Origin of the sequence: Dyadobacter psychrotolerans, from assembly GCF_004349265.1 — a bacterium.
Lineage (GTDB): Bacteria > Bacteroidota > Bacteroidia > Cytophagales > Spirosomataceae > Dyadobacter > Dyadobacter psychrotolerans.
On sequence record NZ_SMFL01000002.1, the window covers coordinates 359,777 to 375,336 of the forward strand.

At 45.5% G+C, this 15,560-nt stretch carries 6 protein-coding genes; 5 read left to right on the forward strand and 1 reads right to left on the reverse strand.

Annotation, left to right across the window (positions count from 1 at the left end):
• The first annotated feature begins 211 nt into the window (after nt 1-211).
• The 3 genes from E0F88_RS05360 to E0F88_RS35020 all read left to right on the forward strand — a co-directional run bounded on the left by E0F88_RS05360 (nt 212) and on the right by E0F88_RS35020 (nt 5,692).
• Nucleotides 212-1,078: an AraC family transcriptional regulator gene (locus E0F88_RS05360; protein WP_131957133.1), complete on the forward strand. Its 867-nt coding sequence runs from the start codon at nt 212-214 to the stop codon at nt 1,076-1,078.
• Nucleotides 1,079-1,453: 375 nt separating this feature from the next.
• The gene (locus tag E0F88_RS05365) at nt 1,454-5,290 is read left to right on the forward strand and encodes a PVC-type heme-binding CxxCH protein (protein ID WP_131957134.1); all 3,837 of its coding nucleotides are present in this window, start codon (nt 1,454-1,456) and stop codon (nt 5,288-5,290) included.
• Between the two features lie 57 nt (nt 5,291-5,347).
• The gene (locus E0F88_RS35020; RefSeq protein ID WP_510185869.1) at nt 5,348-5,692 is read left to right on the forward strand and encodes a DUF8487 domain-containing protein; all 345 of its coding nucleotides are present in this window, start codon (nt 5,348-5,350) and stop codon (nt 5,690-5,692) included.
• Here the strand turns inward: E0F88_RS35020 and E0F88_RS05370 are convergent.
• Nucleotides 5,631-9,704, reverse strand: a complete 4,074-nt coding sequence (locus E0F88_RS05370) for a hybrid sensor histidine kinase/response regulator transcription factor (RefSeq protein WP_165939999.1) — start codon at nt 9,702-9,704, stop codon at nt 5,631-5,633. The two genes, E0F88_RS35020 and E0F88_RS05370, sit on opposite strands and share 62 nt — an antisense overlap.
• Before the next feature lie 656 nt (nt 9,705-10,360).
• Here E0F88_RS05370 and E0F88_RS05375 point away from each other — a divergent pair.
• Complete coding sequence (locus E0F88_RS05375) at nt 10,361-13,600, forward strand: SusC/RagA family TonB-linked outer membrane protein (protein WP_131957136.1); 3,240 nt, start codon at nt 10,361-10,363, stop codon at nt 13,598-13,600.
• A 7-nt stretch (nt 13,601-13,607) separates the two neighbouring features.
• A complete protein-coding gene (locus E0F88_RS05380) occupies nt 13,608-15,422 on the forward strand; it encodes a RagB/SusD family nutrient uptake outer membrane protein (RefSeq protein WP_131957137.1) in 1,815 nt (604 codons plus the stop codon).
• Nucleotides 15,423-15,560 lie beyond the last annotated feature (138 nt).

A 15,560-nucleotide genomic window follows, 5' to 3' on the forward strand; every position in this document is an offset into this window, starting at 1 on the left:
GGTAAACTCCGGGGTGTAATGGTGGTGAAAATCGACAAACGGAATAGTGGCTATCAGATTATTTTCTTCATATATATTACCGGAAAGAAATTTAATTATACAAAGCAATAATGTTTTTAATTAAAGATCGAGGTGAAAACTATCCAGTGTATAAGAGATTTTAACATATTTGTAGTCTATTTTGGTAAATCGTGGTGTAAATATATGATCTGTGAAAATCCAGTTGCTGAAAGTTCCGAATGCACCAAGCTATTCATTTAGCATCAGGCAGGATAAAATTGCAAACATAAACAACCGCTGGCACTATCATCCGGAGATAGAGCTCGTGCATTTTCATCAGGGTACCGGAACCCAGTTTGTAGGGGATCATATCAAGCGGTTTTATGTTGACGACATCGTGCTTGTGGGTAGCAACCTGCCACATTACTGGCGTTTTGATATGCCGGTTGATTTCATTGAAACTGCGAGCATACCGTTTTCCACCGTTGTACATTTTGCGCCTGACTTTTGGGGAGAGAAATTTGTTGATCTTAGTGAAAACAGGCCTATTAAAGCTGTCTTGGAAAAGGCCGGACGTGGGATGCTTATGTCGGGTAAACTGAAGGAAACAATAGCTTGCGAAATGGCGGGCCTGCATCATGCTGAGGGGCCTGAACGGATTATGACGCTCATGAAAATCCTTCTACTTATCTATCGTTCAGACGAGCACACAATGCTTTCCTCTGTCGGTTATCAGAACAGTCTTCTTGGGTCAGAGAGTGACCGGATTAATAACATTTATGAATTCACATTTAATAATTTCGGCACAAAGATTTATTTGGAACAGGTAGCTGAAATTTCAGGAATGGTTCCTAATTCTTTCTGCCGTTATTTCAAGTCCCGTACAGGCAAAACATATCTGCAGTTCCTAACCGAGATTCGTGTCGGGCATGCCTGTAAGCTGTTAATGGACAATAATATCAATCTTAAGGAAGTATGTTATGAAAGTGGTTTTCAGAATTTCAGCTGCTTCCACCGGAGGTTTAAAGAACTAACAGGCCAAAGTCCTGTCAATTATAGGCTTAGCGTTGCGGGTTGAAAGGTTACGGTCTTTAGGTTGCGGCGGGAATAATCCATTGCAGTAATAGTGTGCAATAGATTCTGATGGCTAAAAACTTAGTTCGCTGCTGTTCTTCATTTCGTAGTAGCGCGGTTTCTCTCTGAAAACTTTTAAAGCTTTACAATTAAACTTAGGGTTACAAATTAAAACAGGAAAAATTAATCTTACAACCAGGCAGGTCTTATTTAGTATAGAAGGTAGTGTTCACTGCTTTTAGTAAAACCGATCCGAAATTCACTTCCCGGACGAAGTTTAATTTCCGGCCATATTGACTTTGAAATTACTTTCAAAATTTTGGTTGGTCTGGCTGGTAATGGTAGATAAATCCTAAATGATTCCTGACACTCTTTTCCTATGAATGCCGTAAAGCTGCTGCCACCGTTAATTTTCTTGTTGCTTTTTCATTTTACGAGCTGGTTTTATTCTCCAGTATCAACACAGGTAATACCCGCCGACACCCAACTGCGGGCTGTGCAGAGTGCGAACGGCGAAACGATCCGGATTTTTCGTGGCAATGAAACAAAGCCTATCATCACCCAGAATGCAAAAGCTGATTTTCGCCCATATCTTCACCCGATCGTCGCCCCTGATGGAAAAGGCATTTTAACAGAATATAGTCCCGGTCATCACAAGCATCAAACAGGTATTTATTGGGGATATACCCGCGTAAACGGCCGTGATTATTTTCACCATCCCGGCGACGGTTACTGGAAAAAAGTATCTGCAAAAGTTACTGAAGCGAAAGGCGAAATAGTGAAATGGAACACCGTGTATAACCTGCTGGATTCCACCGGAACGGCGGTTTTAACTGAAACACAAAACTGGACCATGCGGATCAAAGACGGTAAATACCTGCTTGATCTTGAATGGAACGGTGAAGCGCAAGCGGATGTAACCATCGGGAAATACGACTACGGCGGCCTGTTTGTGCGTATGCCTTGGAAGGAAGGAATCAAAGGCGAGGTGGTAAATGCGGCCCGGCAAAAGAATGAAAAAGCAGAGGGGCAAGCCGCGCACTGGGTGGATATTGGTATGCAGGTAGAAGGTCGCAATGATCTGGCGCATATTGCTATTCTGGATCACAAACAAAATCAGGGTTACCCGCAAACCTGGCGTGTAGACAATCAGCTTGGCGCGGGCCCGACCCGTGCACGAAAAGGTAATTGGTACATTAAAAAAGGAGATACTGAAATTATCAGGCATGAGCTAGTCATTTACACCGGCACGCTTGATGATGTGGAACTGAACAAAACGTTTGGTGCATTCGTTGGCGATAACGGACTCTACAGTGCGACAGCATTGTGGGCGCTGGCGCAGAGGGAAGGGAAGGAAGCTAAATTTCTCAATGCGCAGGAAGCTGTTGCGGCGATGACAATCAAGGATGGATACCAGGTAAATGCATGGGCATCCGAGCCAATGATGACGCAGCCCATGGCGTTTTGTTGGGATGATAAAGGCAGAATGTGGATTGCAGAGAATAAAGATTATGAATCGCGCGGAAAGGGCTTTTCGAATGCAGGCACCAGCCGTATTCTAATTCTGGAAGATACTGACAAGGATGGTGTAGCAGATACCCGCAAAGTATTTGCAGAAGGTATTGCATTCCCGTCTGCATTGGCAGTTGGGTTCGATGGCGTCTTTGTTGGCGCGCCACCGAACCTGCTTTTCATTCCCGACAAAAATGGCGACGATAAAGCGGATATGGACAATGCCGAAGTGCGCCTTACCGGCTGGGGAATCCGCGACCGCCACGAAACACTGAATAGTTTCCAGTGGGGACCCGACGGCTGGCTTTACGGTTTACAGGGTTTTGCCACGCCATCTACGGTTGGCAAGCCTGTTGGTAAAGGCAAATTATACAAGCATAAAGACCCTTTTCCTGATAATATTGCGGTTGAAAACGGCGTGCAGATTAATGGTGGGGTATGGCGATACCATCCCGTGAAACAGAAGTTTGAGGTAGTCGCACACGGTTTTTCCAATCCCTGGGGTATTGATTTTGATGCAAAAGGACAGATGTTTATTACAGCCTGCGTGATCCCGCATTTGTGGCATGTTGTGCCCGGCGGCATTTACCATCGGCAGGGGGGCCAGCATTTCAATCCCTATGTTTATAACGATATAAAAACAATCGCAGATCACAGTCACCGTTCGGCGCATGGTGGGGCGCGCATTTATCAGTCCGATGCGTTCCCCGCTCCTGAAAAAGGCAGGATTTTTATGGCTAATATTCATGAGCACGGTATTCTCTCTGATGTGCTGACTCCAAAAGGTTCAGGCTTTAGCGGTAGCCATGGCGACGATTTTATGATGGCCAATAACGCGCAGTGGGTAGGTTTCAGTATGGAAATCGGTCCCGAGGGCGCCATGTACGTACTTGACTGGCACGACGCTGACATTTGTGGCTCCGACGTACTGAATTCTGAGACCGGCCGCATTTTCAGGATCACAGCTAAAAACTCACTGGCAGAGAACTTTCCGGGCCGGTATACCGATCTTTCGAAATTTAGTGATTTGCAATTGGTTGATTTGCAGACCAGTAAAAGCGACTGGCACGCACGGCGTGCCAGGGTGATTCTTCAAAGTCGCGCTGTAAAAGACAAGTTATCCCAATCTGCACGTGACAAACTGAATGCAATTTACCATCAGGGCAGTCCAGAAGAGCGGTTACGTGCTATGTGGACTTTGCAGATCACCAATGCGCTTACAGCAAACGAATTATTTAGTGCTTTGTCCGACAAAGATGCGCACATTCGAGCCTGGGCAATCCGGTTTTTGTGTGAAGAAGAAAAACCTACGCAGGATGCGGTTGTAATGTTTGCTAAAATGGCAGTTACCGATCCCTCGCCGGTGGTCAGATTATATCTTGCTTCGGCTTTGCAGCGTTTGGATGATATCTCCAAATGGAATATTGCAAAAGGGTTAGTGGCGCACGCAGAGGATGCGGGGGATCATAATTTACCTAAAATGATCTGGTTTGGCATTGAACCTTTGGTTAAAGAAAATCCCTACAAAGCCCTTGAACTGGCACAGACTTCCAAAATTCCAATGGTAGCACAATTCATCGCACGTCGCGTGGTCGATGCTGAGCAAACTGCATTGCTGGTTACAACTATCGGGAGGTCTGCGGTGAACCGGACGTATTTACTGGAAGGTATGCGCGACGCACTGGAAGGCAGAACTGACATCAGGACTCCGGAAAACTGGAATGCCATTTTTACCAAACTTAAACAAACCGACAAAGCAACTGCACAGCTTGCAACCGACATTTCCCGTCAGTTTGGGGACACCGAAGCTGCGAAAACCGATCTAATAACATTAAAGAATAAAAATGCGCCGGTAGAGCAGCGCCGGAAAGCATTACAATCGCTCACTAGCAGACAACGCCCGGAATTGTTGGCAGAGCTGCCTGTGTTGTTGGATGATGAAAAGATCAGGCTTGATGCAATCCGCAGCATTGCCGCCTATGATAATGATGCGCTGGCAAAGTTGCTGATTGATCGTTATCGAAACCTGAGTGCCGCGGAAAAATCCGAAGTGGTTCAAACCCTTGCTTCACGACCGAAATCCGGCTGGCTGCTTACACAGGCAATTACCAAAAAAACAATCCCGAAAAAGGATATACCCATGTATACAGCCCGTCAGTTGCGCCGGGTGGTGGGCAGTGGTTTCGTAGAAGTATGGGGGCCGATTGATCACGTAGCATTTGATGAAAAAGCTTACAGAAAGTACAAAGATCTACTGACTGAAAAGGCCGTTTCAACTGCTAACAAAGCCGAGGGGAGGCTCGTATTTAAGCGAACCTGCGCGCCTTGCCACAAACTGTACGGCGAAGGAGGTATCATCGGCCCTGAACTCACCGGCTCAAACCGCGCCAATCTGGATTACCTGCTTGGTAACATTCTTGACCCTAGCGGTGAGATTCAGGATGACTACAAAATGGTTGTGGTAACTATGCGCGATGGCAGAACGTACGTGGGTAACGTTGCAAAAGAAACTGACCGCCAACTTACGTTACGCGTAGTAGGGCAGGATGCTGTTGTGGTTAACAAAGCGGATATTCAAACACAGGAAGTCAACGAAGCTTCGATGATGCCGGCGGGATTACTACAAGATCTCAGTGATAAGCAGGTAACAGAACTGATTGCATACCTAAGAACGAATATGCAGGTAGAGTTACCCAAGAAGTGAGAGCCGGAGGGGCATCGGATTACAGTTAGATGATCAGCTCCATTTTTTATTGAAGTCTTGATTGTTAGCAGTTTTGATATCAGCAACGATTTAGAAAGCCGTCCGGTTGCCCGGCAAATGCGCCTTAGCTTGCTGAGCTATATGCAAATCCCGCAATTCCATCCATCAGAAAGCCTGACAACACATTTGATTTTTTTCTACTTTTTTCAAGAAATAAAGCAGCTGAATATAATGATATTTAAGAGTAAAATCCCGGCGGTCATAGCCGGGATTAGTTTCTGGCAAAGCAGAGATTTGTTATATTTTTGTGAGATAGTTGTAGGAAATGAAAAAGGACTGCCTAAATGTCGATTTGTGGCTGTTTTCTCTTTTTTGCCTTATATTCAGTCGGCAGCATGTTGAATTTTGCTTTAAATGATTTTGCAAAATAGTTTGGTGCGGTAAAGCCGGTCATATAGGATATCTGTGAAATGCTCAGATCACTGTTTTCCAGCAGTACAGCGGCTTTTTCAAGTTTGATAGAGCGAATAAACTCGATGGGTGTCTGGCCGCTCATTTCAAGGACTTTACTGTAAAGCGTTCCCCGACTCATTCCGACATGTCTGCTAAGATTTTCAACGCTAAGCTGGGATGTGTGCAGGTTATCTTCAATGTACGTCAGCATATCTTTAAGTAACTTTTCCTGACTCGACTCGTTCTGCGGCTGCTGGCCGGATAACTTAATGTGCCGGGAATAAACGCCCTTCAGCAGCCGGTTTAACAGGATGAGATTGTTCATTTTTGCATTTAAAATCTCGAAATTAAATGGCTTTGTCAGATAGTCGTTCGCACCTGAATTAAGCCCATCGAGCTGCTGCTGCTCACCTGTGGAGGCAGTGAGCAAAATAATCGGAATATGTTTTGTCCTTTTATCCGCTTTGATTTTTTGACTTAACGTAATTCCATCCATTTCCGGCATGGCGATATCACTTACGATCAGTTCGGGGTGATGACTAAGTGTTTTTTGCCAGCCTTCTTTTCCGTTGCCAGCTTCTATTACATTATAGTAAGGAAGCAGGTTTTCTTTAAGGTAATGTCTAAACTCCTCATTGTCTTCAATAATCAGAACGCTGGACGGATCTTCGTCATAAAGTCTTTCCTGTTTCTGTGCAGCAATCTGAGGGCTGACACGGCTGGCAACCGCTTTCTCATTGGGCCATTGATCTGAAATAAGTGTTAGGGAGTCGGCGGCAATTGGGAGCTTTACTGTAAAACTACTGCCCAGGCCGCGCTGACTTGCGACCGCGATGGTCCCCTGGTGTAACTGTACGAATTCCCGTACAATCGATAATCCGATTCCGCTTCCCTGGTTGAGGACAGAAAGGTTTGTATTATTTTGAAAAAAACGGTCAAAAATCTTGTCCTGTACGCCTTCGGTAATCCCTATTCCTGTGTCGCTGACAACGACGGTTAGCCAGCGTTTGGTTTCATAATCAGTTTGTTCGAAGATCCTTAGTTTCACCGCTCCGCCTTTGGGCGTAAACTTAAATGCATTGGAAAGCAGGTTAAACAAAATCCTTTCAAGTTTGTTGACATCAAAGTCCATCAGAAGCTGACCAATTGTACTTTCAATATTAAATTGAATGCCTTTCCGGATCGAAAGATCACTGAACTGATCGCAGGTGTCGTTAATGTACAAAATGATATCTTTTCGGCTTAGGTCCAGCTGGAGTTCCTGCTGCTGCATGTTTTTAAAGTCAAGCAGCTGATCTACCAGATTAAGTAACCTCTTTGCGTTGCGTTTTATCGCCAAAGCCGGAGGATGCAGCTCGGTGGTTTTGGTCTTGGCAAGAAGGTTCTCGACTGGCGCGAGAATTAATGAAATGGGTGTTCTGAACTCATGACTTATATTGGTCAGGAATTTGATCTTCATTCTGTCAAGTTCCTGTGCCTGCTCGGCCTGTGCGCGTTGCTGCTCTTCTCTGAATTTTCGCTGCAGCTTTTGAATACCGCGGCGCCGCATTGCAAAAACGATCGCAAATGGTGTCAGAAAATAAAGTATGTAAGCATAAATAGTCAGGTAAAAAGGCGGTTTGACAACAATGTCTATGGAAGTGGTTTTGTCAGACCAGTTGATCCCGTTGTTACTGGCCTGAACTTCAAAGGTGTACCTGCCAGGGCTTAGGTTGGTATAACTGGCAAGATTGTTTACACCCGTCTCATTCCATTCTGACTGCATCCCCAGGAGTCTGTGCCGGTATTGCACCTGTTTAGGGTTTGTATAATCAAGTGCAGCATAACCAACAGAAAAATTTTGCTTGTAGTCCAGACTGATTGTTTTGGCAATCGATATGTCTGCGTCTATCAGATTGGAATCTGCCGGCGTTATGCTTCGGTTACCGATACGCAGGTCTTTTAAGATAACTGGCGCAATACGCCTGCTGTCGGGCAGGCTACGTGTGTCGATGTAATTGAAACCCGCAATTCCTCCGAAGAAGAGAGTATTATCGTTTGCGCGAATACCGGAGCCCAGCACAAATGTCCTGTCCTGTATGCCATTATATGAGGTATAGTTTTTGAATTTTTTGTTTTTTACATCAAAACAACTAATGCCCTGATTGGTACTTACCCAGATACGTCCCTGAGCGTCCTCCAGGATTTTGTTGATGACATTGCTGGCTAGTCCTTCTTTTTGTCCGTAACAAATAAACTTTTTGGTTCTAAAATTATACAAGGCCAGACCTTCGCCAAAGGTGCCAACCCAAATATTGCCCCTATGGTCTTCCAAAATAGAGGAAACAATATTACCTGGAAGATTACTGGATTGTTTGTCCAGCAGAACCGACTTTTGTTTGACAGGATCAAACACGGCAATCCCGGTTCCGTGAGAAGCGATCCATAGCTTTCCGGTTCTATCCATTAAAATATCCCTTATGTAGCCATTGAGCGGAATAATTCGCTCAGAAACCGGTATTGCCGGATCGAAGAATCTTTCGAAGCGTTTGGTAGCCGGATCAAACAGATTTAAACCGCCTCCATTGGTGCCGATCCAAAGCTTCCCGGATTTGTCTTTCTCCAAACAAAAAATCTCATTACTGCTCAGACTCGCCGAATCCTTACCATGAATGTATTGGATATAGGATCCTGTTCTGGGATTAAATTGAAATAGTCCGTCCCGGAAGGTTCCTATCCAAAGTTCACGATCTGATACCAGTTCGAGGGTGAGAATAGCCAGGCCGGCGGCCGCGTTTCTGTTTTTAGGATTGATCGGAAATTTTCGGAACAGATTCGTGTTCCGGTTATACAGATTAAGTCCGCCACCGTCGGTGCCGACAAACAATTCGCCTGTTTTAGTTTGTGCAAATGAGGTGACAAATGGCGCACTCAGACCATACGGATCATTCACATCAGATCTTTTCAGTCCAAAAATTGCAAGATTTTTATCGTATTTGTTCACACCGCCCTTATACGTGCCGAGCCAGCTTATACCTTCATTGTCGATCAGTATGCTGCGCACCGATTTGTTGCTTAGGCTGAACTGCGTTCTGGCATCCGGGCCATACCGCGTAATTTTTTCGTTTCTCGTATCGAGTATGTTAAGCCCGGCGTCAGTACCTATCCAGATTTGATGATCATTCTCCAAAGTGATTGAAAAGACCATATTGGTACTCAACGAATTTTTATTGCCGGATTCATACCTGAAATTCTTTACTATTTGCCCATCTGAACTAAGTTTGAATACACCGCTGTAGGTACCCAGCCAAATATTCCCCTGTCGGTCCTCGATAATGGACTTTACCGTACGCGAACCGGCATCATCGGGCAGTCGCTGTAAGTAGTTGATGTATTCATTTTCTTTATCAGACGGGTTGATCCTGTACAAACCATTTCTGGATCCCACCCAGACCCGTTGTTTACTGTCAACTATAATACTAAGAATAAGTCCTTTTGTAATTTCATCGGGAACGTTGGGTATAGAAGAAAAAGTAGTGATCCTTTTGGTTTCTGCGTCTACATTGACTAAGCCGCCAGTGGTACCTACCCAAAGTTTTCCCGAAGCGTCACTCGCAATACTGGTAACACTGTGCGGAGATTTTATCGCTGTAAATGAATCATTTTTCCTGTTGTAAAGATGAAGCCCACCTTCAATAGTACCGACCCACATCCTGCCTCTTTTATCCTGATGCAAACTGGTAATGTCACTTGATTTAAGTGAGGATGAATCTTTTTTGTCATGGCGGTAAACCAGAACATCCGTTCCGTCAAAGCGGTTCAGACCATCATCAGTTGCAAACCACATCAGGCCATGCTGATCTTTTAGGATCGCACTGACCGTGTTTGAAGATAAGCCGTCCATGGATGTCAGGGACGTAAACTTTGGCCCGGTTTGCTGAGCAAAAGCAGGCAGTATTACCTCTGCCAGAATAAGAAGCATGCAAGCAAAATAATAAATACTACGGATTTTCAAGCACATTGATTTAGTAAGATTAATAGCTGTCGGCCCTCAGGAGTAGAAATTATAGCTTACCGGTTGTAACCGTAAAGCGTGCAAAGCCAGCGTCAAAGCCTGATGGTGCAATGGCGCATGCTCTTCTTGCGCAAATTCGGGAAATTAATTCCTAAAATGCAAGTTTGTCGCAGAATCCGGCATTTTTTTGCTGCATTTGAACATTTGTAGCTTTAAAATTAACAAATATGCTCACGTCTGAGGGTAAGAGTGTGCTACTTTTGCTCAATAATAAATCAAATTATATCTCGAAAAAATTATGAAAGTGATCAGTTAGGACGGTAGAAGATTGGGAATGTTAAGCAGTCCGAATCCAAAGACAGTCGGGTAAGATCATTAATGTATAATTATGACAAAATCTAGTATTGTCAAAGTGACACTAATTTATTTTATCTCAAAGACAATGGTTTCTTACCCAGTATCCAAACATCAATGGAAAAAGTTTTAATCAAATAAATGTATCCTAAAACTATGACATAACGCTGTATGCCCGAGATTTTACCTGGCGCGTTGCAGCTGCTAATCCGCTTGCCAACCAATCAGGATTATTCAAGTAAACCAAGAAAATAAAATCATAAATAAATATGCAAAACTGTTTATTAAACCGTAACATGTTGGCAAGGATCACGGCAATATCGGCCTTCCCAATTCTACTGCTGGGCGTTTCTGCCCAGGTCATAGCCGGGTCAGCAGCTGCCAAGTCAGGAGTCAGTGCCAAATACAGCCAGAGTTCTGCTGTTGAAATTGAGATTTCAGGAAAGGTGACATCCTCAGACGGGCAGGCACTTCCCGGCGTGAACGTACTTGTGAAGTCCACAGTGCGGGGAACCAGCGCTGACCAGAACGGAAATTACAAACTGGTCATTCAGGAAGCGGATGCGATTCTGGTGTTTTCCTTGGTCGGCTACGCCTCAAAGGAAGTGATGATCGGGTCACAGAGGATCATCAACGTTACCCTGGAGGTCGACAACAAGACACTTGAAGAAGTGGTAGTGGTGGGCTACGGTACCCAACGCAAAAGAGATGTGACGGGATCTGTTGTATCTGTAAGCGAAGCCACCCTGAAAGAAGTACCCGCTCCGAACCTGATCAATCAGTTAAAAGGGCGCGCTGCGGGTGTTTCAATCATTAGCAACGGCAGTACACCCGGCTCCCAGGGACAGATCAGAATCAGAGGAAATAGAACGCTCACGACAAGTTCAGGTACCGCAGACAGCCAGGATGGTCCGTTGGTGGTGGTCGACGGGATACCATTCGGTGGCCTGAATGATATTAATCCTGATGACATCCTCAATCTTGAGGTGTTAAAAGATGCCTCTGCGACGGCGATTTATGGTTCCCGTGGTTCAGGGGGCGTTATTTTGGTGACGACCAAAAGAGGTAAGGTGGGAAAACCGGTATTCAGCTACGACGGGTATCACGGAGAAACACGGGTAATGGGTAAATTCAACGTAATGAACGGCCCCGAATACGCTCAGTTCAAACTTGATGCAGCCAAATACAACCGCACCAGCCCGGGAACATCCGGTTATGTGATTACCCAAAAAGAACAGGAAGCGCTGGATAAGGGCATATCAACCAATTGGCAGGATCTGATTTACAAGCCAGGATTTATGTCTAATCATCAATTGGGTGTACAGGGTGGTAGTGAGACGACTCAATATTCAATAGGTTTGGGCTATTTCAACGAAACAGGGATCATTCCGAGCCAAAACTTTCAGCGTTTCAATATCCGTGCGACCATTGATCAGCGGATTGGAAAACATGTAAAGATCGGTCTTAACACGTTGAATACGCTGACTTACCAGAACACACCTGGCGGAGGCGGCATACCAGGAGGCCTCGTGCGGCTGACGCCACTTGCATCGCCTTACAATGCGGATGGCACCGTAAATACATTTCCCTCGGAAGGTTCTATTGATGCAGCCGGCGTAAGTCCGCTTACGATTTTGACCAAAAAAGATTCCTACATGGGACGGACTCGCGCACTGCGGACTTTCAACAGTATTTATGCAGAGGTAAACATTTTACCTGGACTGAAATACCGGTTCAATGCGGGATTGAATTTCAGCCAGTCTAATTACAATGGCTACAATGGTCCGCTGACTTATTTCAATTCTGCTACAACGCAGGCATCATCCAATGCCGAGATCAGTAACACAGAATATTGGGATGTAAACCTGCAACATTTGCTTTATTTTGATAAAACATTTGCAGGCAAGCATAAACTGGGCTTTACCGCACTTTATGAGTATACCAAAAACCACTCATTGGGCAGCCGTTTCACAGTGACCGGTGTACCGGCGGATTATATTAAAACATCCAACTTTTCGCTCGCATCGGGCCAGCCTGTCGCGAGTTCAGATTTTGGCAACTCGTTTTCGGAAACCGGATTGTTATCCTATATGGGGCGGCTCAACTACAGCTATGCCGACAAGTATTTGCTGACCATGACTTTACGTCGTGATGGATCCTCTACATTGTCTCCTGGTAATCAGTATTTTAATTATCCGGCTATTGGTCTGGGGTGGAATGTGATTGAAGAAAGTTTTATGAAATCAGCCCCTTTTATTTCCAATCTTAAACTACGTGGCGGATGGGGTATTTCCGGAAACAGGAATGTCGGTGCTTATTCAACGCTAGGGGCATTATCAGCCGGGTATTACAATTTCGGAACGGGTACTGCCGGACAGCAGCTGGCCTACACAGTTACCAGTCTTCCGGCCAATGACCTGACATGGCAATCAACTTCGCAGCTCGATATTGGTATCGATTTTGGTATACTCAACAACCGAATTACCGGTTCGGTAGATTGGTATCATCAGAAAACCAAGAATATTTTGCTGTCAGTTCCGCTGCCTGCAAGTAACGGAGCGGGTTCCACTTTAAAAAATCTTGGTAAAACGGAAGGCAAAGGTGTGGAAGTAACCACAACCTTTGAGATCATCAGAAAACCAAAACGATTCAATTGGAGCATTGACGCGACTTATTTCTTCAACCGTGAAAAAATTACTCAGCTGACTACACCGCAGGAACAGTCCAATCTGGGTGCAGGATGGTTTGTAGGTCAACCACTTTCAGTTATTTATGATTACAAAAAGCTTGGTATCTGGCAAACTGCAGATAAGGAAAACGGCACTTTGGCCAAGCAGTCGTCACCTCTGCAAAACCCGGGACAAATCAGAGTGGAGGATCTGAACGGGGATGGAAAAATTGACGCCAATGATCGTCAGCTTCTGGGTAATTTTCAGCCCAAGTGGGAGGGAGGCCTTACTACCCGCTTCAGTTTCAGGAATTTTGATGCTTCCGTTGTCGCCTATGCCCGTATGGGAATGAAAGTAATTGTGCCTTACCTGACAGGTAACTCCACAGGGTCAGGTGGATTTGCATTCTTCAACCAGAGCCGTGTAAATCAGGTGAAAACGGATTATTGGACTGATACAAATCCAACAAATGCATTTCCTGCTCCTGATGCCAGCGGGGCTGTGGCAAACTTTGGTTCGACGCTGGGATATTACGACGGTTCGTTTATCAAGTGCAGAAGCATCAACTTTGGTTACACTTTCCAAAGCAATGTTTTCAAAAAAATTGGTGCAACGTCGGCCAGAATCTACGTAAACCTGACAAATCCATTCATCATCTATTCGCCTTTGGTGAAAGACAAACTGGCTATCGACCCTGAGGGAAACAGCTATGCCAGCGGTCAGTCGACGCTTAATCCGGATGCCTCCAGCGACCGTGGAACGCCTGAACGTCAGATTTCCGTAAATCTTAATAATCCTCCGGTAAGACAATTCACTGTTGGTGTTAACCTTAAATTTTAATCCGATCATGAAATCTATTAAAATAATGATTACTGCCGGGCTGATCGTTGCACTCAGCTCCGGATGTGAAAAAGTGCTCGAAGAACACCCGCAGTCCCAGATTGTACCATCTTATTTCAATAGTCCATCCGGCGTGCTTGGAGGGATAGCAGGGGTTTATAACGATATTCGGGGCCAGTGGGGTACCGAGGGGTTCACCGTTGAAATGCAGGCAGGAACCGACGAGTTTATTCAAGGTGTCAATGCCGGCACGGGTAATGCCTATACTTACAACGGTTTGAACAGCAGTAACTTCGGGTCGGCCTGGGGTGTTGCGTTTCAGGATATCAACACCCTGAATGGCGTGCTGCAATATGGTCAGACGATAGAATTGCCCGAAACCACAAGGAAGCAGTATCTTGCGCAGGCTAAATTTTTGAGGGCATTCTGGTATTTCTATCTGGTGCAGACCTGGGGCGATGTGCCGCTTCACACTGAGTTTATTACTATAGCCTCGCAGGCAGCCACCCGCCAACCTGCGGCAGCGGTTTATGAGCTGATCATTAAGGATCTTACGGAAGCTGCTGCTGACCTGCCAAACCAGCCAACTGCTCCATTCCTGGGCAAAGCAGCAACCAAACCAGTGGCCCAGTTCCTGCTTGCCAAAGCATACCTTACCCGTGGATGGCTGAACAATACGGCCAGTGATTTTACCCAGGCTGCCAAACTTTGCGATGAGATTATTGCTAATAAATCTGCTTACGGCCTGGATCTGTGGCAGGATTATGGCGACGCATTTGTTCCTGCAAACGACTATGGAAAAGAGACGATGTTTGTCAGTGACCACGTGCTGGATCCAAAATATGGTTACTACAGCGTTGGTGGTGCAGCTGGTGGTGGTGCGGCACAAAACCTGAGCCCATGGTTCACCAACTGGAATTATCCTAATAACAGTGGCATTAACTCAATTAAAAATGCTGCCGGAGTTTTCACCAACAGTGGTACTTCGGGGATGATCCGCGATTCATACTACGGTCGTCCTTATGTTCGGATGCGTCCCAATTCGGATAAACAGACTACGGGTACGCGTGCCGGAAAAAACTATTTCCTTGATCAGGCTTTCACTAACCGCGATGTGGATTCACGTTTCGCCAATTCATTCTACACGGTTTATATCTCTAATACCGCTGTGACGAATACCCCAACTACCGCCAACAATACCCGGGGCATAGGTTACACCACCGTTCCTGGGTCTGACACGGCCGTTTGGCTGCCCGACTATGAAGTGCCGGGCGCACCTCAGTTTGTGGGATCACGGCCATTTAAGGGTATTGTCGTGCCGCCAAGTCTTTGGAACAACGGTATTTATCCCGCTTTGAAAAAATATATGGATCCGAGCCGTGGTGCCAATTTCAACGATCCATCTACACGTCCTGCTGTTTTGTATCGCTTTGCGGATGTTTACCTGACAGGTGCTGAGGCGAATTTTAAGGCGGGCGATGCAGCGAAAGCTGCCACAATGATCAATGTTCTCCGACAGCGCGCGGCATTTCGGAAAACCAATAGCACGGCTCAGAACACAACGGCTGCTACGGCCATGAACATTACAGCCGCTGACGTAACACTGGATTTTATTCTTGACGAACGGAGCCGCGAATTCTTCGGAGAATGGCAGCGCTGGCATGACCTTGTAAGAACACGCTCGCTGATCCGCCGTGTGCAGGAGTGGAATAAGGAAGCGGCTACTTATATTAAAGACTTTCATATGTTACGCCCAATTCCACAGTCTCAGATTGACAGGGTAGTAGAAGGTCCAAAATTTCCGCAGAACACAGGATATTAGTAATCAAAATCAATAAGCCAGGGATGCGGGGCTGCTGTAAGCGCAGTTTTGCATCTTTTGGTTAAAATTTGGGTAGTAATGCAGAAAGTGATCTTTCTAGAAAAACGTCAAAGATTTTCGGTTTTTATCAAAGTAAAA